Source organism: Archangium sp. Cb G35 (assembly GCF_001896145.1).
Classification (GTDB): Bacteria; Myxococcota; Myxococcia; order Myxococcales; family Myxococcaceae; genus Archangium; species Archangium violaceum.
The window spans coordinates 336,495-354,106 of sequence record NZ_MPOI01000016.1; the positions used below are offsets into that span (position 1 = coordinate 336,495).

General features: G+C 70.6%; 18 protein-coding genes. 8 read left to right on the forward strand and 10 right to left on the reverse strand.

Annotation, left to right across the window (positions count from 1 at the left end):
• Nucleotides 1-10 precede the first annotated feature (10 nt).
• Together xdhA and xdhB are read left to right on the forward strand one after the other, a co-directional pair.
• Nucleotides 11-1,462, forward strand: a complete 1,452-nt coding sequence (gene xdhA / locus BO221_RS55650; protein ID WP_083682283.1) for a xanthine dehydrogenase small subunit — start codon at nt 11-13, stop codon at nt 1,460-1,462.
• 5 nt (nt 1,463-1,467) lie between these two features.
• Nucleotides 1,468-3,855, forward strand: a complete 2,388-nt coding sequence (gene xdhB, locus BO221_RS55655) for a xanthine dehydrogenase molybdopterin binding subunit (RefSeq protein WP_083682285.1) — start codon at nt 1,468-1,470, stop codon at nt 3,853-3,855.
• Nucleotides 3,856-3,894: 39 nt separating this feature from the next.
• On the opposite strand, the gene BO221_RS42015 is transcribed toward xdhB, so the two are convergent.
• The 3 genes from BO221_RS42015 to BO221_RS55160 form a co-directional block, all read right to left on the reverse strand.
• The gene (locus BO221_RS42015; protein WP_158080008.1) at nt 3,895-4,605 is read right to left on the reverse strand and encodes a heme oxygenase (biliverdin-producing); all 711 of its coding nucleotides are present in this window, start codon (nt 4,603-4,605) and stop codon (nt 3,895-3,897) included.
• Complete coding sequence (locus BO221_RS55155; RefSeq protein WP_073566538.1) at nt 4,602-4,829, reverse strand: hypothetical protein; 228 nt, start codon at nt 4,827-4,829, stop codon at nt 4,602-4,604. The genes BO221_RS42015 and BO221_RS55155 overlap by 4 nt, the downstream gene beginning before the upstream one ends.
• A gap of 121 nt (nt 4,830-4,950) precedes the next feature.
• Nucleotides 4,951-5,109 (reverse strand): hypothetical protein, encoded by a 159-nt coding sequence (locus BO221_RS55160; protein ID WP_158080009.1) that lies wholly within the window; start codon nt 5,107-5,109, stop codon nt 4,951-4,953.
• Between BO221_RS55160 and BO221_RS42025 the strand changes: the two genes are divergently transcribed.
• Both BO221_RS42025 and BO221_RS42030 read left to right on the forward strand, forming a co-directional pair.
• A complete protein-coding gene (locus BO221_RS42025) occupies nt 5,102-7,405 on the forward strand; it encodes a hypothetical protein (protein ID WP_233166499.1) in 2,304 nt (767 codons plus the stop codon). The two genes, BO221_RS55160 and BO221_RS42025, sit on opposite strands and share 8 nt — an antisense overlap.
• Nucleotides 7,402-8,742 carry a hypothetical protein gene (locus tag BO221_RS42030; protein ID WP_073566540.1) on the forward strand — a complete coding sequence of 447 codons (1,341 nt, stop codon included), beginning with the start codon at nt 7,402-7,404 and terminating at the stop codon, nt 8,740-8,742. The genes BO221_RS42025 and BO221_RS42030 overlap by 4 nt, the downstream gene beginning before the upstream one ends.
• 1 nt (nt 8,743) lies before the next feature.
• Here the strand turns inward: BO221_RS42030 and BO221_RS42035 are convergent, their stop codons facing one another.
• Entirely contained in the window at nt 8,744-9,985 is a 1,242-nt protein-coding gene (locus BO221_RS42035) for a threonine/serine exporter ThrE family protein (RefSeq protein WP_233166500.1), read from the reverse strand.
• Between the two features lie 122 nt (nt 9,986-10,107).
• Between BO221_RS42035 and BO221_RS42040 the strand changes: the two genes are divergently transcribed.
• Both BO221_RS42040 and BO221_RS42045 read left to right on the forward strand, forming a co-directional pair.
• Nucleotides 10,108-10,683, forward strand: coding sequence for a hypothetical protein (locus tag BO221_RS42040; protein WP_073566541.1), 576 nt, complete (start codon nt 10,108-10,110; stop codon nt 10,681-10,683).
• A 5-nt stretch (nt 10,684-10,688) separates the two neighbouring features.
• Nucleotides 10,689-11,252: a GNAT family N-acetyltransferase gene (locus BO221_RS42045; RefSeq protein WP_073566598.1), complete on the forward strand. Its 564-nt coding sequence runs from the start codon at nt 10,689-10,691 to the stop codon at nt 11,250-11,252.
• Nucleotides 11,253-11,351: 99 nt separating this feature from the next.
• On the opposite strand, the gene BO221_RS42050 is transcribed toward BO221_RS42045, so the two are convergent.
• The 3 genes from BO221_RS42050 to BO221_RS42060 are packed head-to-tail and all read right to left on the reverse strand — an operon-like array spanning nt 11,352 to nt 13,167.
• Nucleotides 11,352-12,263, reverse strand: a complete 912-nt coding sequence (locus BO221_RS42050; RefSeq protein ID WP_073566542.1) for a hypothetical protein — start codon at nt 12,261-12,263, stop codon at nt 11,352-11,354.
• Nucleotides 12,260-12,736, reverse strand: coding sequence for a phage holin family protein (locus BO221_RS42055; protein ID WP_083682293.1), 477 nt, complete (start codon nt 12,734-12,736; stop codon nt 12,260-12,262). The genes BO221_RS42050 and BO221_RS42055 overlap by 4 nt, the downstream gene beginning before the upstream one ends.
• An 11-nt stretch (nt 12,737-12,747) precedes the next feature.
• Nucleotides 12,748-13,167, reverse strand: a complete 420-nt coding sequence (locus tag BO221_RS42060; RefSeq protein WP_073566543.1) for a hypothetical protein — start codon at nt 13,165-13,167, stop codon at nt 12,748-12,750.
• A gap of 184 nt (nt 13,168-13,351) precedes the next feature.
• Here BO221_RS42060 and BO221_RS42065 point away from each other — a divergent pair, with 184 nt between their 5' ends.
• On the forward strand, nt 13,352-14,176 hold the full coding sequence (locus tag BO221_RS42065; protein ID WP_073566544.1) for a pseudouridine synthase: 825 nt from the start codon (nt 13,352-13,354) through the stop codon (nt 14,174-14,176).
• Nucleotides 14,177-14,182: 6 nt separating this feature from the next.
• On the opposite strand, the gene BO221_RS42070 is transcribed toward BO221_RS42065, so the two are convergent.
• The 3 genes from BO221_RS42070 to BO221_RS42080 all read right to left on the reverse strand — a co-directional run bounded on the left by BO221_RS42070 (nt 14,183) and on the right by BO221_RS42080 (nt 16,273).
• The gene (locus BO221_RS42070; RefSeq protein WP_073566545.1) at nt 14,183-14,992 is read right to left on the reverse strand and encodes an aminotransferase class IV; all 810 of its coding nucleotides are present in this window, start codon (nt 14,990-14,992) and stop codon (nt 14,183-14,185) included.
• Between the two features lie 183 nt (nt 14,993-15,175).
• Complete coding sequence (gene rnk, locus BO221_RS42075) at nt 15,176-15,580, reverse strand: nucleoside diphosphate kinase regulator (protein ID WP_073566546.1); 405 nt, start codon at nt 15,578-15,580, stop codon at nt 15,176-15,178.
• A gap of 120 nt (nt 15,581-15,700) precedes the next feature.
• On the reverse strand, nt 15,701-16,273 hold the full coding sequence (locus BO221_RS42080; protein ID WP_073566547.1) for an alpha/beta hydrolase: 573 nt from the start codon (nt 16,271-16,273) through the stop codon (nt 15,701-15,703).
• A gap of 190 nt (nt 16,274-16,463) precedes the next feature.
• Here BO221_RS42080 and BO221_RS42085 point away from each other — a divergent pair, with 190 nt between their 5' ends.
• On the forward strand, nt 16,464-17,603 hold the full coding sequence (locus BO221_RS42085; RefSeq protein ID WP_073566548.1) for a cysteine desulfurase family protein: 1,140 nt from the start codon (nt 16,464-16,466) through the stop codon (nt 17,601-17,603).
• Nucleotides 17,604-17,612 lie beyond the last annotated feature (9 nt).

Consider the following 17,612-nt stretch of genomic DNA (forward strand, 5'->3'; position numbering starts at 1 on the left):
GAGGAGGCCCATGGAACGCCTGCGCTTCTTCCTGAATGACAAGCCCGTCGAGGAGACGGGGCTCTCTCCCACCACCACGCTGCTGCGCTACCTGCGCGACCGGGTGCACCTCACCGGCACCAAGGAAGGTTGCGCCGAGGGCGACTGCGGGGCCTGCACCGTGGCCGTGCTGGAGCACGACAGCCAGGGGGCACCCGCCCTGCGCGCGGTGAACTCGTGCCTGGTGCTGCTGCCCATGGTGCAGGGCAAGCGGGTGTACACGGTGGAGGCCCTCAAGGAGGGCGGCAAGTACCACGTCGTGCAGGAGACGCTGGCGCGCGAGCTGGGCTCCCAGTGCGGCTACTGCACCCCGGGCATCGCCATGGCCATGCTGGAGGCCTGCCACCGCCGGGACATGGACGAGCCCTGGAAGCTGGACGCGCAGATGTGCGGCAACCTCTGCCGCTGTACCGGCTACCGGCCCATCCGCGAGGCGGCGAACCAGGTGGCCGGCCTGCGTCCCAAGGACCGTTTCGCCCGGGCGCTCGCGGAGACGCGGCCCGAGCCCATGGCGCTGGCCTACGAGGCCGGGGCCCAGCGCTACTTCACCCCCGGCTCGATGGACGCCCTCTGGGACGTGCTGGACAAGCACCCCGACGCGCGCTTCGTGATGGGCGGGACGGACCTGTCGCTGGAGGTGACGAAGCGCTACGCGGAGCCTCCGCTGCTGGTGTCGCTGGAGGCCCTGCCCGAGCTGCACGTGCTGGAGCCCCGTGGCGGCGGACACCGCCTGGGCGCCACCGTGTGGCTGACGGACCTGGAGGACTACGCGCGCGTCGCCTGCCCGCCCCTGGAGCGGATGCTGCGCTACTTCGGCTCGCGGCAGATCAAGAACCGCGCGACGGTGGGCGGCAACCTGTGCACGGCCTCGCCCATTGGTGACATGGCGCCGGTGCTGCTCTCGCTGGGGGCCGAGGCGGTGCTGCGCTCGCGGGCCGGCGAACGGAGGGTGCCGCTGGAGGACTTCTTCCAGGGCTACCGGCGCACGGCGCTCGGACGCGGCGAGGTGCTGGCGTACGTGGACGTGCCGGCGCAGCCGGAGGGCTCGCGGGCGCTGGCGTACAAGGTGTCCAAGCGGCGCGAGCTGGACATCAGCGCCGTGTCCGCGGGCTTCCGGGTGGTGGTGGACGGGGAGGGGAAGGTGACGGAGGCGCGGCTGGCCTACGGAGGCATGGCGGCCACGCCCGCCCGGGCCCGGCGCACCGAGGCCGCGCTGGTGGGCCAGCCCTGGACGGAGGCCACCGTGGAGGCGGCCCTGGCCCGGCTGGACGAGGACTTCAAGCCACTGTCCGACCATCGCGGCTCGGCCTGGTACCGCGCGCAGGTGGCGAAGAACCTGCTGCGCGGCTTCTTCCACGAGACGCTCTCCTCGCCGGTGCCCCGGCTCGCGGAGGGCCACTCGGCCACGGTACAGGTGAGGTGACCCGGATGAGCACGCTTCCTTCTTCTCCCGATACCGCCCACGCCCAGCAGCCCGGGCCGTCCCACTCGCCCCTGCACGCCCCGGCCCCGCACGAGAGCGGCCTGAAGCACACCAGCGGCGAGGCCCTCTACGTGGACGACCTGCCCTCGCCCCCGGGGATGCTGGTGGGACACCTCGTGACGTCGACGCATGCACACGCGCGCATCCTGCGCCGGGACGCCTCGCGCGCCCGGGAGCTTCCCGGGGTGCACGCCGTGCTCCTCGCCGAGGACATCCCCGGGGAGAACCAGGTGGGCCCCGTCATCCACGACGAGCCCCTGCTGGCCGTGGACGAGGTGCACTTCCTGGGGCAGTCGGTGGCGGTGGTGCTGGCGGAGAACGCCGCCGTGGCCCGCCGCGCCGCCGCGCTGGTGGAGGTGGAGTACGAGTCCCTGCCCGCCCTCCTGTCCATCAAGGCCGCCGTGGACGCGGGCTCCTTCCTCACCACGCCGCACGTCATCGGCCGGGGCGAGTCGGACGCCGCGCTCGCCGCCGCTCCGGTGCGCATCTCCGGCGAGTGCGCGACGGGCGCGCAGGACCACTTCTACCTGGAGACGCAGGCGTCTCTGGCGGTGCCCGGCGAAGACGGCACGGTGCACCTGTGGAGCTCCACCCAGCACCCCTCGGAGGTGCAGGCCATCGTGGCCGGCGTGCTGGGCGTGGGACGGCACCACGTGGTGGTGGAGGTGCCGCGCATGGGAGGCGGCTTCGGCGGCAAGGAGACGCAGGCCGCGCCCTTCGCGGCCCTGGCTGCCCTGGGCGCACGTGCCACCGGCCGGCCGGTGAAGGTGTGGCTCAACCGCGACCAGGACATGGCCTTCACCGGCAAGCGCCATCCCTTCTGGGGCCACTACGAGGCCGGGCTCGATTCCGAGGGGCGGCTGCTCGCGCTGAACGTCGAGCTGGTGTCCGACGGCGGGTGGAGCACGGACCTGTCGCACGCCATCCTGGACCGGGCGCTCTTCCACCTGGACAACGCGTACTTCGTCCCGGCCCTGCGCTTCACCGGCCGGGTGGCGCGCACGAATCTGCCCTCCAACACGGCCTTCCGCGGCTTCGGTGGACCCCAGGGCATGTTCGTGATGGAGGAGGTGCTCAACCGCGCCGCCGAGCTGCTCGGGTTGGATCCGGCCGTGGTGCGCGAGCGCAACTACTACCGCGAGGCTCCCGCCCAACTCACCCCCTACGGCCAGGCCGTGGAGGGCAACCGGCTGCCGCGCATCCACGCGGAGCTGATGGCCTCCAGCGACTATGCCCGGCGCCGCGCGGAGATCGAGGCCTTCAACAAGAGCTCGCGGTGGACGAAGCGGGGTATCGGCTTCCAGCCGGTGAAGTTCGGCATCTCCTTCACCACGAGCTTCCTCAACCAGGCCGGCGCCCTGGTGGTGGTGTACACGGACGGCAGCGTGCAGCTCAATCACGGTGGCACCGAGATGGGGCAGGGCCTGCACACCAAGATGCGGGCCGTGTGCGCGCACGAGCTGGGCGTGCCTCCCGAGCGCGTCCGGGTGATGAACACCGCGACGGACAAGGTGCCCAACACGTCCGCCACGGCGGCCTCGAGCGGCTCGGACCTCAACGGCATGGCGGTGAAGCAGGCGTGCGAGGTGATTCGCGAGCGGCTGCGCCCGGTGGCCGCGCGCCTGCTCCAGGCAGAACGGGGAGGAGAGGTGGACGCGCTCGCCTTCACGGGCGGCCGGGTCTTCCTGCCCGCGCGCCCCGAGCGCTCGGTGTCCTTCGCCGAGGTGGTGCACGCCGCCTACCTGGCGCAGGTGTCGCTGTCGTCCACGGGTTACTACCGCACCCCGGATATCTCGTACGACCGGGTGGCGGGGCGCGGAAAGCCCTTCCACTACTACGCCTTCGGAGCGGCCGTGGTGGAGGTGGAGGTGAGTGGCCTCACGGGTGAGCACCGGGTGCGCCGGGTGGACATCCTCCACGACGTGGGCACCTCGCTGGTGCCGAGCATCGACCGGGGCCAGGTGGAGGGCGCCTTCATCCAGGGCGTGGGCTGGCTCACGTGCGAGGAGGTGCTGTTCGACGCGAAGGGACGGCTCGTCACGCACTCGCCAGACACGTACAAGATTCCGGCGGTAGGGGACGCGCCCGAGGACTTCCGCGTGGCCCTGCTGGAGCGCGCGCCTCAGGACAGCACCATCCACGGCAGCAAGGCGGTGGGCGAGCCCCCGTTCATGCTGGCCATCGGGGCGGTGACGGCGCTGCGGCACGCGGTGGCCGCTTTCGGCCCTGCTCGCACCCCGGTGGAGCTGGCCTCGCCCGCGACGCCCGAGGCCATCCTCCGCGCGGTGGAGGTGGCACGGGCCGCGGGAGCGCTTCCGGACGGGAAGGCCTGAAGCGCGGAGTGGGAGCGCCCGGCCCTCCACTCCGGGCGCTCAGGAGGTTTCCCGCGCGAACGCCAGCGGCCGCAGCCACCAGCCGCCTGCCCTGACGCGCTCGTGCTGTTCGCGGACCACGGGGAGATTCCGGCCCAGGGCCTCGAAGAGCGAGCGCACCGTGCGCACGGCGAGCCGGGCTTCTTCCACGAGGGCCTCGCGGGAGCGCTCGTCCAGGCTCAGCTGATCGAGCGTGTCGAGCAGGTGCGCCCGGTAGGACTCTCCATCGAGGTGGGTGGCGTGGCGGAGGAATGCCGTCCCCTCCTTGCCGCGCAGCCCGAGCGCGCGGGCGATTCCGGCGCCGCCTTGGCTGCCTCCGGGCAGGTCCGTGGCATAGAGCACCCAGGCGTGCGCGGCGAGCAACCCGGGGGCTTCATCGCAGAGCAGGCCGAGCCGCTCCACGTGGGCCACCGCGTCCTGGCGCGGCACGCTCGAATACCAACCCGGGCCGAGCAGGGCGCGGAGATCGTCCTGCAGCAGCTCGTTGCGCCACAGCTCGGGCAGACAGAGCGGGCCCACCGCCGGGTGCTGGCGGTTCCACATGAGCGCCCACTCCAGCTCCGCGTAGAGGGCCTGGAGGTTGGCCAGCAGCCGCACGTAATGCGTCCGTTCCAGCTCCCCCCGCGCGAGCCGCCAGGCGAAGGGAGTGCTCGTCGCGGCGCGGACCTCATGGGCGGTGGCCTGCCGCAGCAGCTCCGTCAATGTGCTCACTGCTTCCACCCCCCCGTGGCCGTCGTCTCGGGCGCGGTCTCGGGGGCCGCGCCGAGCGCCCGCAGCGCGTCTCCCAGCGTGAGCCAGATGGCATGCAGCGTTCCCTCGTCCATGCGGATCGTCATCGGTCCGAGGCTCAGGTGGACGTGCCCACAGGTGCAGCGCGCGACCTCCGCGCTAGGACTACGGGCCAGGATGGTGCGGCAGCAGGGGCGATTCTGCACGGCGGGCCTCCTCGATATTGTCTTGAAGTTGATTCTGATTATCGTTTTCAAAATTAAGATGCCAGACGAAGGGCGAGCGGTCAAGCGGAGGGGCGGGGGATGTCGGATGCCGGACGGGGACTCAGAGCACCTTGCGCGGCTGGACGAGGGCGTTGGCGAACAGGAGTCCGGCGACGAGGGCCACGGCCTGCGGATGGGAGGGGGCGGGTAGATTCGCCCCCTGCTCCGGAACGCGCGCCACCTGTCGCGTGTGGCCCGGTGGGAGGTGCCGCGTGTGCAAGCGTCGTGAGGCTCCGCCTTTGGCGGCTGGCGTTCCCTGGAAGGCGATGCTGCTGCTGGGAGCCGCCCTGCTCACCACCGGCTGCGCCACGCGGACATCGCACCCAGGCAAGGTGCGCCTCCACGGCGCGCGCGCCCTCTTGCGCTCTCCCCTGGTGCCACGCCCCATTGCTTCCGTGGAGGCAGGCGCGCCGGATCGGTTGCATCAGCGCCGTAGCACCTGGGGGCCAGGCTCGGACACCCGCGCAGGCCAGGGCGAGGCGGCGGTGCACGGGGTGGCCCGCGAGGGGACTGTTTCCCAGCGCCCCGCCACCTGCGGCAACCGAGCCGTGCCCCCGGACTGGCCCGGCTTCTCCTCTGGCGGCGAAGCGCTGCTGGCGCCCTTCCTCACGTGCACCTCGCCCGCCGAGTACGTCGCCCTGCAACAGCGCGTGGACATGCCCCGGCTGGTGGAGGCCCTGGACGAGTGGAGCGCGGTGCAGCTGGGCGCCCTGGGGCCGGTGCGTGAGGACGCCGTCCCTGTGTTGCAGCGCAAGCGCGCCGCCTTCCTGGTGAGCGCCACCGAGCGCTACGGCCCCTACCACGCCGAGGTGTTCGCCCTCTTCGTGCTGCACTCGGCCCACGACGACGAAGTGGATGCGGTGCTGCGGCTGCTGGCCAGGGACAAACAATTGGGGCAGACACTGGCCCTCATGCCCACCGTGCGCCAGGAGTTGGAGGTGCGCGGCCTGCCCCTCTCGCGCTACCCGGAGCGGGCCGAGCGGGGCGGGGACGTGCTGCGTGGCCTGGGCCGCGCCGCCCGCGACGCGCTCGCCACCAGCCAGTTGGTGGATGGCGCACGCTACATGGAGATGACGGGACGGTGGGCGCACCTGCCTCCGCCCTACCAGCACGCCGCCCGCGAGGTGGAGCGGGCCCTGGCGCTGCGGCACTTCTCGCCGGGCAGTGTGGCGCTGGGCACCTTCGACGCCATGACGTTCGGGGTGCCGTTGGGCTTCTACTACCTGGTGGCCGGCACGGGCCAAGGGGCGTACTCCCTCAGCCAGGGCGAGTACGAGCAGGCCACGCGCGAGCTTGCACCCGCCCTGCTTCTGGGGACGCTGTACGCCGGAGGTAAAGGCGTGCGCGCTCTGGCCCAGGCGCGAGGGGCCGGATCGCCAGCGCTCGGCGGACTCCAGGCGATGCAGCAGCACCTCCGAGACCTCCAGGAAATGGGACGGCAGGTGCAGACGACGCTGGGCACGGACGGCGTGCGGGAACTGGCCCGGTGGATACGAGAGCGCCGGAAGGTGGGCCACTTCGTGGCCGTGGGAGGAGTGGACGCGGCGCTGGCGCTGCATGAGGCGCGGGGCAACGTGGCCCGGGCGCAGGCGGTGATGTCCAGGGCCCGGCCCGGGGCCACGGGCGCCCCGGTGGCAGGGGGCGGAGCGCACAAGGGTGCCGGACAGGTGGCCCCCATGGTGGACGACGGCGCACGCGCCAGCCTCGAGGCCGGTGCGGCGGAGCGCGCCGGGGGACTGTCCTCGCTGGTGGACGATGGGGCGGGCCTCTCCCGGGAGGTAGTGGAGGCGCGGCTGGCGTTGATGGAGTTGGAGGCCACGGGCCCGCGTCTGCCCCGGGATGTGGCGGTGCTGGAGAAGCAGCGGCCCTCTGCGGAAGCTGCGCCGCCAGGAGCCGAGGGCAACCCTCGCTGGGGCGAGTATGTGGCCTACTACGAGGGGCGCCTGCGGGAGCTCGAACAGGGCAAGGCGCTCAAGGCCCCAATGCGCTGGGACGCCTACGAGCGGATGCGGGGGTGGTTCGGCCGGGGCCTGGCCTTCGAGCGCCTCATGGTGGAGTTGCTGGAGGCCGACGCCAGACTGCCCCGGGCCGAGCGCCGCTTCCTGGGAGCCTTCATCAAGCCTCGCATCTCGAGGTCCGCGGGAGTCTGGAAGCCGGAGAGCGGCTTGCGCTATGTGGATGTGCTCGTCATTGAAGAGGGCGGGTTCTCCAGAGGGCCTCCTCACGTCGAGGCGTTCAGCTTCAAGAGCCGCGACCTGTCATCGTTGAAAGGCAGGGAACTACTGGCACAAATGGTCGAGGACGCGAGGGAAGCGCTCCAGAAGTATGGAGGGAAGCTGGATATCCGCCGGGACTCCCTCCAGTCTCTTCTGCACGGGGACCGCGAGGTGCCTGTCCGTCAGGTTCGCCTCGTCTATGAAGGGGGTGCACTCAAGCCCACGCAGGTCGATAACCTGGATGCAGTCGTGACTGCTGTAGAGGGGAAGGTTCAGGGAGTGGAGGTGCTGTTTCAATGAAGGTGCTCGAGTTCCATGATTCGAGGGACGAGGACTACCTCCGGCTTTCTTTCGAAGGTGTCTTTGACTCACAGGCGGCACTGGAGAGCGAGTTGGCGCCCTGGTTCCACGCGCTCGAGGAGTACGCCGACGGGTGGATGCCGGATGTCACCGAAGGCAAGCGGCAACGCAAATACGCCCGCCCCGCCCTCTGGAAAGCCCTGGAGGAAGCGCGAGACGGGAACAGTACGACCCTCGGACTCTACCGCACGCGGTGGCCTGCCTTGGACATGACACTCCTGCTCTGGATGCCCCCCCGGCCTCCCAGGCTGGATGTCTGGCTCAAGGTGAAGCCGCTCTCCTTCTTCGCGGAGTCGGAGCGCTGCCGAAACCTGGTGGAGTTGGTGCGTGCCTGGGCCTCCCGCTATCCCGTCACATACGCCAGGGCTCACAGCGCTGACGACGCGGAACTGGCGGGCTCTCCGCGATTCGGTCGCGACGAGAAGACTTCTCGGAAGGACGGTTTCGACAAAATCTACGGTGTCTTCTGGCTCAACGTCTTCGGGCCGAAGCTGGTTGAGAGCGTCGGCCGTGAGCGGATGCTGTCCACACCGGCTCACCGGGTAGAAGAGTTGCCCAATGGCTGCGTGCTGCTGGTGACGAGGCCCACCGCCGCGGACTTCGCCAGCGACGAGGCTCGCATGGCCCAGGCGCGCGCCCACGCTCACCTGCGGCCGGACCTGGACTTCGACACCCTTCTGCGCGCCCTGCGCGAGCGCAGTGCCATGCTCGCCCCCGTGGAGCCTCGCTTCCACCCGGACGTGGCGCCGCTCCTGTTGCGCGTGGTGGACCGCACCGCCAGCCACGCGCGCCAACGCAGGATCGCCGAGCTCAATGCCTGGCAGCCGCCCGAGCCCGAGGAGTGGCGCCCCTCCGACTGCGCCCTGCCCGCGGACGTGGACGACCCGGAGCGAACCCTGGAGCGGTACGGCGACCTGGCCGAGCACCTCGTCGCCCTGCTGCACACCGAGGTCCCCTCCGTCTTCGAGGAGACACCGGAGTCTCTCACGGATGTGGACTTCTACTTCTGGCGTGAGGATTTCCCGAAGAGCCGTCTGCGGGAAAACATCGAGGCGCATGCGGTGCCCGCCATTGGCGCGTACCTGGGCGAGGTGCTGGTGCGCAATCTCGGCGGCCGGTGGATACCGCGCCAGAAACTCGAGGAGGCCCAGGTGCTCGTGGGCCACCGTGTCTGGTTTCCCTTCGTCCGCGCCCGCCACTACATGGCCTCGTGCCAGGCGTTGCTGGACTTCTCGCTGACGCGGCTCTACCGCGCCGCCGAGCGGCACCGGGGCTGAGTCAGAGCACCTTGCGCGGCTGGACGAGGGCGTTGGCGAACAGGAGTCCGGCGACGAGGGCCACGGCGACCATGAGCATGGAGAAGGCGGTGTCCACGCCGGCGAGCACGTCACGGGCGAGCAGGGACTCCATGCTGCGGAAGCCGATGCTGCCGGGCACCAGCAGCATGATGGCGGGCACCAGGGTGATGACGGCGGGGCGGTTGCGCACGCGGGCGAGCACGTTGGTGACGAGTCCCACGATGAGTGCGCCGACGAAGGCGCCCAGCTGCGTGCCTAGCACCTGGGAGCCGAGGCGCGAGCCCACGTAGGCGAGCGTGCCGGCCACGCCAATCCATCCCCAGTCCTGGGGCCGGGCGCGGAAGAGGACGCTCACGCCGAACAGCATGGACACGAGGGCGAGCGGCTCCGTCCAGCCGGGGAGGTCTGGCACCGGGCCGAGCTTGGCGGGCAGGGGGAACCACTCGGCCAGCCGGGTGCCCAGCGCCACGCCGAAGCCGAGCTCGAGGAACACGAGCGCCGCGCCAGTGAGCCGGGAGGTGCCGGAGATGAGGTTGCGCGTGGCGAGCTCGTTGAGGGCCACCGTCAGGCTGAGGCCGGGCAACAGCACGATGAGGCCGGCCAGGGTGACGATCTGTACGGACAGGGGCCCCACGAGGCTCGCGGCGACGACGGCGAGGGCCGAGGAGAGGATGGCGGCCACCGGCTCCAGTACCCACATGGTCGAGGACTGCCGGCGCGTCCACAGGTCCAGTCCGCCGATGAGGAGGCTGATCAACGCGGCCACGCCCATCTCGCGCGGACCACCGCCGAAGAGCCGGGCGCCACCGACGGCGGCCAGGGCCCAGCACAGCAGGAGGAGGGGACTGCCGTGGCGAGGGGGCTCGGCGAGGATGGACTCCACGCGATCGGCACCTTCCTCGGGGGAGAGCTCGCCGCGGATGACGGAGTCCGCGAGCGCATCGAGCCGGGCCAGGCGGCCGAGGTCCATCTCCCCGGGCACCACGCGGATGAGGGAGGTTTGCAGGGCCTCGGGGGGGCCGAAGGAGGCGAAGATGGAGGTGGGGGTGGAGAAGAAGCGGGCCTCCAGGCCCAGCCGTTGGGCCACCAGGCGCATCTGCTCCTCCAACTGGTGGGCGGGAGTGCCATAGCGATGCAGGGCCTGCCCGAGCCGCAGCGTGAACGATACCGCTGGGACGGGAGGAGGCGGCTGGAGCACGACGAGCTGTTCTGCCGGGAGCACGGGCCGCACATGGCAGAGGGCTTCTGGGGAGTCAAACGAAGCCTGTGTGCCAGCGAGGCGTGGCTGCCTGCCCGCCTGCTTTCTCCTTGACGGAATCGCCGCGTCGCCGTGCTCTTAGGCCCATGAGTGACTCCGCGCAGGGATTCATCGTGTTGGGAGCGGTCCGGACCAAGGTGCAGCGTTGGCTCGGCTCCCGCCCGTTGCCGGCCTTCCTCGCCGCCGGTCCGGGCAAGGCGCTGCGGCTGTGGCCCCATGCCGAGGGCGAGGCCGCCGAAGCCGCCGCCAATGCCCTCTCCGGCGAGCTGCCCAAGAGCCGCGTCGTCGTCTTCTCCATCGGTCAGGACTCCCTGCGCGTCAGCGTCCACGTGGACGGCACCTGCCAGACCCGTGAGGAGGTCGCCCTGCGCATGCGCACCGCGAAGCAGCTCTCCCAGGCCCACGCCGCCCTCCAGCGCGTCTCCACCGCCCTCGACTTCAAGGGACACCGGCCCACGCTGCTGCGCGACGGCGACAGCGTCCCCGGCTTCCTCGCGCTCGCCGGTGTGAAGGAGGGTGATGTCTCCGCCCTGTCGCACGCGCGGCTCGCGGAGGCTCGCCAGCACCCGGAGGCGCCGGACGCCGCGCGCTTCCAGGACTTCACCTACGTGGACGAGCAGGGGAAGGCCCATCCCTTCTTCCCCAGTGCCCCGAAGACTTGAACGCCATGCTGCTCACCACGCCCCTGGTCACGTCCCGCCTGCTGCTGCGCGAATTCGAAGAGGACGACTGGCGCTTCACCCACCCCTACGAGTCCGACCCCGAGGTGGTGCGCTACCAGTCCCATGACGTCCGCACCCCCGAGGAAAGCCGGGACTACATCCTCCGGGTGATGGCCCTCGCGCGCGAGACGCCCCGGCACGTCTATGACCTGGCCGTGGTGTTGCGCGACGAGAACCGGCTCATCGGCCGCTGCGGCATGCGCATCAACGACCCCGAACTGCGCGAGGCCACCCTCTGGTACATCCTCGACCGCTCGCGGTGGGGCCAGGGCTACATCACCGAGGCGGCGCGGGCCCTCATGGACTTCGGCTTCGGAACGCTTGGTCTGCACCGCATGTGGGCCGACTGCGACCCGCGCAACCCCGGCTCCTTCCGCGTCATGGAGAAGCTCGGCATGCGCAAGGAAGCCCACTTCCGCGAGAACGGCTTCTACAAGGGCGAGTGGTGCGATTCCCTCATCTACGCCCTGCTCGACCGCGAGTGGCGGGCTCTCCCTCCAGCCCGGTAGCTCCCGCACAGAGCAAGGCCGGGCGAGGCGATTGCCGCCCCGTCCGGCCTCGTGCGCTCCGTGTCTCCAAGCCCGGCCCCGCGTCAGGGGGCGCCCGGCTCAGTGCACGGAGGTGTAATCATCGAGCGGCGGCAGTGGCGGAATGGCGCCGCGCTCCCGCTCGCTCTCCGAGGAGGCGGAGGCCTGGAACTCCTCGTCCCGGCTGCCCTCGTCCACGTTCTGCCCCGAGAGCTTGCTCTCGAGCTGCTCGCCGAGGGTGGAGATCTGCTCCTTCACCTTGGCCTTGGCCGGCTCGAGGAGCTGGCGCTCGCGGTTGGTCACCGGGATGAAGCTGGCGAACAGCGCGCCGATGGCGAGGCCGCCAATGGCCAGCAGCACCGGGTTCTCGGACACCGTGCCGTACCAGTCCGAGGCCTGGTGACGGATCTCCCCCCGGTCCGGAATGCGCTCGCGCAGCCCGTGCGTCTTGTCCATGGCCCGGTCCACCAGGCCGCTGGCGCGCTCCTTGAGGCCGGAGGCCTTGTCCTTCGCCATGTCCATGGCTTCCGAGGCGCGCTCCTTCAGGTTGCTGCCCGAGGAGGTGCCCACGTCCGTGCTGGTGCGCACGCCGATGTCACTGCCCAGCGAGCCCAGCTTGTCCCCGGTGGGCCGCATCAGGCCCCCATCTGGAGCCGGGACCAGGGATGGGAGGTCCCGGTCGTAATCGCCGTACATGCGGCTGCTCCCGCTCGAATGCTGGCGCACGTCGAAGGCCTTCTTCATCAGCATCGAGCCCACACCGGCGCCGATGATGGCCCCCAACATGCTCCAGCCCCTGGGCGTGTCCGCCCGTTCCTTCACCTCGTAGCTCTTGCGCATCACGGTCTCCCTGGCTTGCGTTTTGATTTCGTCGACCTTCTCCACCGCCCGCTCCCGGGCCTGCTCCTTGAGGTCCGAGACCTTCTCCGCGGCGATGGCCTTGAGGTGCTCCGGCTCCATGCGCCGGGCCATCTCATCGGCGAGCTCGCTCATGCGTGCCCGTGCATCTGAGATTTCACGGATTGGAACGTCCTGCTCGCCCATTGACTGTCCTCCTTCAGGGTTTGAATGGTCTGGTTGGGTGCGTGGATCTGCTTGAGGCTCTTGATGCCCGCCATGGCGACGCCCGCGCCGATGGCGAGGAAGAGCACCGTGACGATGAGCGCGGCGGCCCACAGCGGCAGCACGAGGTCGAGCAGGACGATGGCGAAGGCCGCGAAGGCGAGCGCGCCGATGAACAGCAGCAGGCCTCCCACGCCCACCATCACGCCGCCCGCCTTGAGCTTCGTCACCTCCTGGCGAAGCTCCGTCCTGGCCAGGGCGATCTCCGCGCGGATGAGGCGCTTGCCCTGGTCGAAGAACTCGCCCACCAGCGAGCCGAACTCACGTCCCGACATGCCGTCACCCGGCACGGTGCGGTCTTCGTAGCCGAAGTCTCTTCGAGTGTCTGGATTGCCCGGTTGCATCGCGTCCCCTCCTATTCCTTCAGGATGCGGGCGGCGAGGAACCCGAGGGCGACGCAGCCGGCGAAGAAGGGCGCGGGCTTCTCGCGGATGAACTGCTTCGCGTCACGCACCAGCTCCTCGGTGGAGCCGTTCTCGATGCGGTCCGAGAACCGGCGCACGTAACCCACGGCGCCATCGAGCAGCTGCTGGGAGAATCCGTCCGCGTTCTGCGAGGCGTTCTCCAGCGTGGAGACGAAGCCCTGGAGGTTCTTGATGAGATCGCCCTTGCGGTCGTCGATCTGGTGGTAGACACGATCCTTCGTCACACCGGTGAAGCGCTTCACCTGTTCCTTGCCCTGAGCCGTGAAACCGGTGTCCTCCGTCGTCCCGATGGACTGGCCGGTACCGGTAAAGCTGGAACCCTGGATTCCTCCTTCAGTCACGGTTGCCATGCGCCTTCCTCCGAGTAGGTTGAATGGGGTGCTCAGCGGGAATGCCCCGCACATGCTTCAAGCTAGGCATGGTCGAGCAGGCGCCAGGACCGAAGCGGGGAACGCTCGCGAAGCAGGCGGTGAAGTGCGGTGCCCGGAGCGCCGGGAATAGGAATGGGAAGTCAGCGCAGGAGGGGATTCACGGATGGCGAGGAAGCCGAAGACGCCCCGGTGGCTGGAGGCCGCGCGCCGGCGCCAGGAGCCGGTGCCGGAAGGGAGCCGGGCGGACTGGCTGGCGCGAGCGTTGGGGCGGGCCGGGGTGATGCCTCGGGCCGAGGCGGAGCAGGCCATCCGGGAGGGACGGGTGGAGGTGGACGGGCGCGTGGAGCGCGAGCCCTTCTCACCGGTGCACGCGGGCAGCGCGGTGCGAGTGGATGGGACGCTCCGCCCGCTGGAGGCGCGGACGCTGGCGCTGATGTTCCACAAGCCCGCGGGCGTGGTGGTGCACGGGAGCGATCCCGAGGGCATCGGCACCGTCTTCGAGCGGTTGCGCCCGGTGCTGCCGCCGGAGCTGCGAGGCCATGAGTGGTACGCGGTGGGGCGGTTGGACCGGGACACCACCGGCTTGCTGCTCTTCACCAACGAGGAGCGGCTGGTGGCACACGCGACCTCTCCGGAGACGCACGTGCCCAAGCGCTACGTGGCGGACGTGGAGGGACGGCCGTCGGAAGCGGCCCTCCAGCGGCTGCGAGAGGGCGTGATGCTCGACGATGGACCGGCCAGGCCAGCGGGCGCCCGATTGCTGGCACCGGGGCGGGTGGAACTGGTGCTCACCGAGGGACGGCATCACCAGGTGAAGCGGATGCTGGCGGCGGTGGGGCACCCGGTGCGGACGCTGCACCGTGAGGCGGTGGGCACGCTGCTCCTGGACATACCGGAGGGCACCTGCCGCCTGCTCACGGAGGCCGAGGTACAGCAGGGCCTCGGCTTTCGAGACCTCCCCTCTCCCTCGGGGAGAGGGCCAGGGTGAGGGTCGTCACACGTCCCGTCGCGCGTACTCCCGCACGATGGCGCGGGCCTGTCCGGCCAGCGCGTGGCTCCCAGACAGCTCCCTCCCGAGCAACCGCGGGACGGCGAGGGCGAGGCCCACGGAGTTGGTGAGGACGCAGCCACGCACGTCCTCCACCTGCGTCCGGTGCACGGTGCGCTCCACGACGGGCCTTTCCCCGAGCCGCCCCGCCTCGAGCAACACGGAGCGGATGACGCCGGGGAGGCACGGAGCCTCCAGCGGAGGCGTCACCACGGCCTCGCCCACGAGGAAGAACAGGTTCCCATTCGGGACCTCGCACAGCTCTCCCGCCTCGTTCACGAAGACGGTGCCCCGCCCGAGGTGCGCGTACTGCCGCAGGTACGAGACGCTCTTGTGATTCAGGGTGGGGTCACCCCGGCGGTAGCAGCGGTCCTCCACCGTGTCGAGCACCACCCCCTCGGCTCGTTGCGGCGGGGGCGAGAAGGACAGCAGCAGCCGCCCATCTCCCGCCACCAGCTTGGCCACGCCGGTGAAGCGCGGCCCCAGGCCGGCATCCACCTCCAGGCACCGGCGCAGCGCTTCGCGGACGGCCTCGGGGGTGAGTACCTCCGGCGGAGGCGGTTGCACGCAGCCCGCATGCGCTCCCAGGCTCTCGCTCAGCCGCGCCAGGTGCCGCGCGAGGAACATCGGAGCGCCTTCCTCGACAAGGAGCGTCTCGAAGAAGCCCGCGCCGAAGAAGAAGGACTGGAGGAAGTCCTGGAGCCGCAGCTCCTCCAGCCGGCGTACTTCGCCGTTCACCGCGACGGTCCCCGTCATCCGATGCGCGCCTCCAGGAAGTGGGCGCTTGTAACAGAGGTCCCCGGGCTGATGCTCGGGGCTTCCTTCCGGGATTCAACCCGGGGTCCTGGAACCCTCACCCCGGGGGGCTTGCCCCCCCTTTGAACGACGGGGGGCTCCTCTCCCGGGGGGAGAGGGGAGGTTGGCTCAGGGAGGTTGGGCTCAGTGGTGGTGGCCCGCCGCCTGCGGCTGGTAGGTGACCGAGACGATGCGCAGGCGCTTGAGCTTCCCGCCCGGCAGCTCCCAGTCGATCTCCTGCCCCACCGACAGCCCGAGCAGCGCCGCTCCCACGGGCGCCAGCACGGACACCCGCCCCTGCTCCAGCGACGCGTCCTGCGGGTAGGAGAGCGTTACCTCGCGCGCCTCCCCCGTGTCCTCGTCCCGGTACACCACCCGGCTGTTCATCGTGACGACGTCCGGCGGCACCTGCGTCGGCTCGACCACCTCCGCGCGCAGCAGCTCCGCATCGAGCGCGTCCGCCTTGTCGCCGGCGGTCGTGTCGATGAGGGTCCGCAGCCGCTCCATGTCGGTCGACGTGACCACGATCCTCGGCTCATGCGTGCTCATCACGGTTCAATCCTTTGACCCTGCGTGTGGCCGGTCAACCAAGCGGGATCCGAACCATGCCTGCATGGCGGCAGGGCGTCTGACACCGGACGTCCCACCGGGCGCACTCCTGACGGTCCGTCAGGGATTGAGCGTCTCCCCGAAATGCAGACGCAGTGCGTCGAGCACCGCCGGCTCCCGCTCGCCGTTGAAGTGGCGCGCTCCCGGTACGAGCACCACCTCGGCGCCGAGCCGCTCCTTCCAGAGCCCCCCGTTCTCGCGGAAGTCCGAGGTGAATGGATCGTTGTCGGACAGCAGCACGACGAAGCGGCGCGAGGCGGCGCGCACCCGCGCGACATCCACCGGCGTCTCCATCCATGGCAGCAGGCTGTCCCATGGCTTGTCCACGCTCCACCACGCCGCCACCAGCAGCACGCCGTCCACCTTGCTCCCGGGAGGCAACTCCGCCAGGTAGCGCACCACCGCCTGGCATCCGACGCTGTGCCCCATCAGCACCGTCCCGGGCGCGGGCGCCGTTCCCAGCGCGGCGGTGAGCGCGGGCACCCACGTGCGAATCGTGGGCTGCTTCGGCTCCGGCATGTCCAGCGCGCGCACGGTGTCGAAGCCCGGCGGCCGCTCGCGGATGAGCCAGGGGTAGAAGTCCGAGCCGGAGTGGCCGGCCCAGCGGGGGACGATGGTGAGCGCGCGCGTCATGGGAGTGCCCTGGAATAGCAGAGGACCCTGGGCCTTGACTTACCGGTTACACGGGTGTTTCTTATTAACGGGTAAGAAATTCATCGGGTCTTCTTGAAAGCCGGAATCGGATGGGGGCGCGGGCGGGTAGGGGGCCTGACGGTGGAGTTCCGGTCGGCTCGGTGCTCGCTCAGGGCGCGGTGAGCTGACCATGCACGAACATCCCATCTACCTGGACCACAACGCCACCGCGCCGCTGCTGCCCGAGGTGGTGGACGCGATGGTGCCGTACCTGCGCGAGCACTTCGGCAACCCGTCGAGCGCACACGTGTACGGGCGCCGGGCCAAGGCGGCCGTCGATCAGGCACGGGCCCGGGTGGCGGCGCTGCTCGGCGCGGTGGCGGAGGAGATCTTCTTCGTCGCGCATGGCACCGAGGCCAACAACCTCGCCATCCGCGGCGTGCTGGCGGCGCTGCCGGAGAAGCGGCACGTGGTGACGTGCGTGACCGAGCACCCGGCCACCGTCGAGCCGTGCCGCCAATGGGAGAAGCAGGGCGGGCACGTGACGTGGCTCCCGGTGGATGGCGAGGGCCGCGTCCGCGTCTCCGATGCGGTGGCCGCGCTGCGGAGTGACACGGCGCTCGTCACGCTCATGCACGCCAACAACGAGACGGGCGTGTTGCAGCCCATCGCCGAGGTGGCGCGCGAGGCCCGGGCACGGGGCATTCTGGTGCACACCGACGCGGCCCAGTCCGTGGGCAAGCTGCCCGTGTCCGTCGAGGGGCTCGGCGTGGACCTGCTCACGGTGGTGGGCCACAAGTTCGGCGCGCCCAAGGGCGTGGGGGCGCTGTACGTGCGCAAGGGCACGCCAATACGTCCGGTGCTGCTCGGCGCGGGGCACGAGCGCGGGCTGCGTCCGGGCACGGAGAACGTCGCCTCCATCGTGGGGCTCGGGGTGGCCTGCGAGGTGGCGCTCCGCACGGTGGAGACGGAGGCGGCGCGGGTGAGGGGATTGCGCGATGACTTGTGGGAGCGGCTGCGGACACGCGTCCCGGGACTGGCGCTCAACGGTCATCCGGTGGAGCGGCTGCCCAATACGCTCAACGTGCGTTTCCCCAGGGTGAGCGGCTCCACCCTGCTGGCGGCGGCTCCCGAAGTGGCCGCGTCCACGGGCTCGGCGTGCCACGCGGGCGAGGAGTCCGCCTCCTCCATCATCACGGCCATGGGCGTGGAGCCCTCGGTGGCACTCGGCTCGGTGCGCCTGTCCCTGGGCCGGACGACGACGCACGAGGACGTGGTGGCCGCCGCCGAGGCGCTCGCCGCGGCGTGGAAGCGTCTGGCCCGAAGCTGACACGAATCG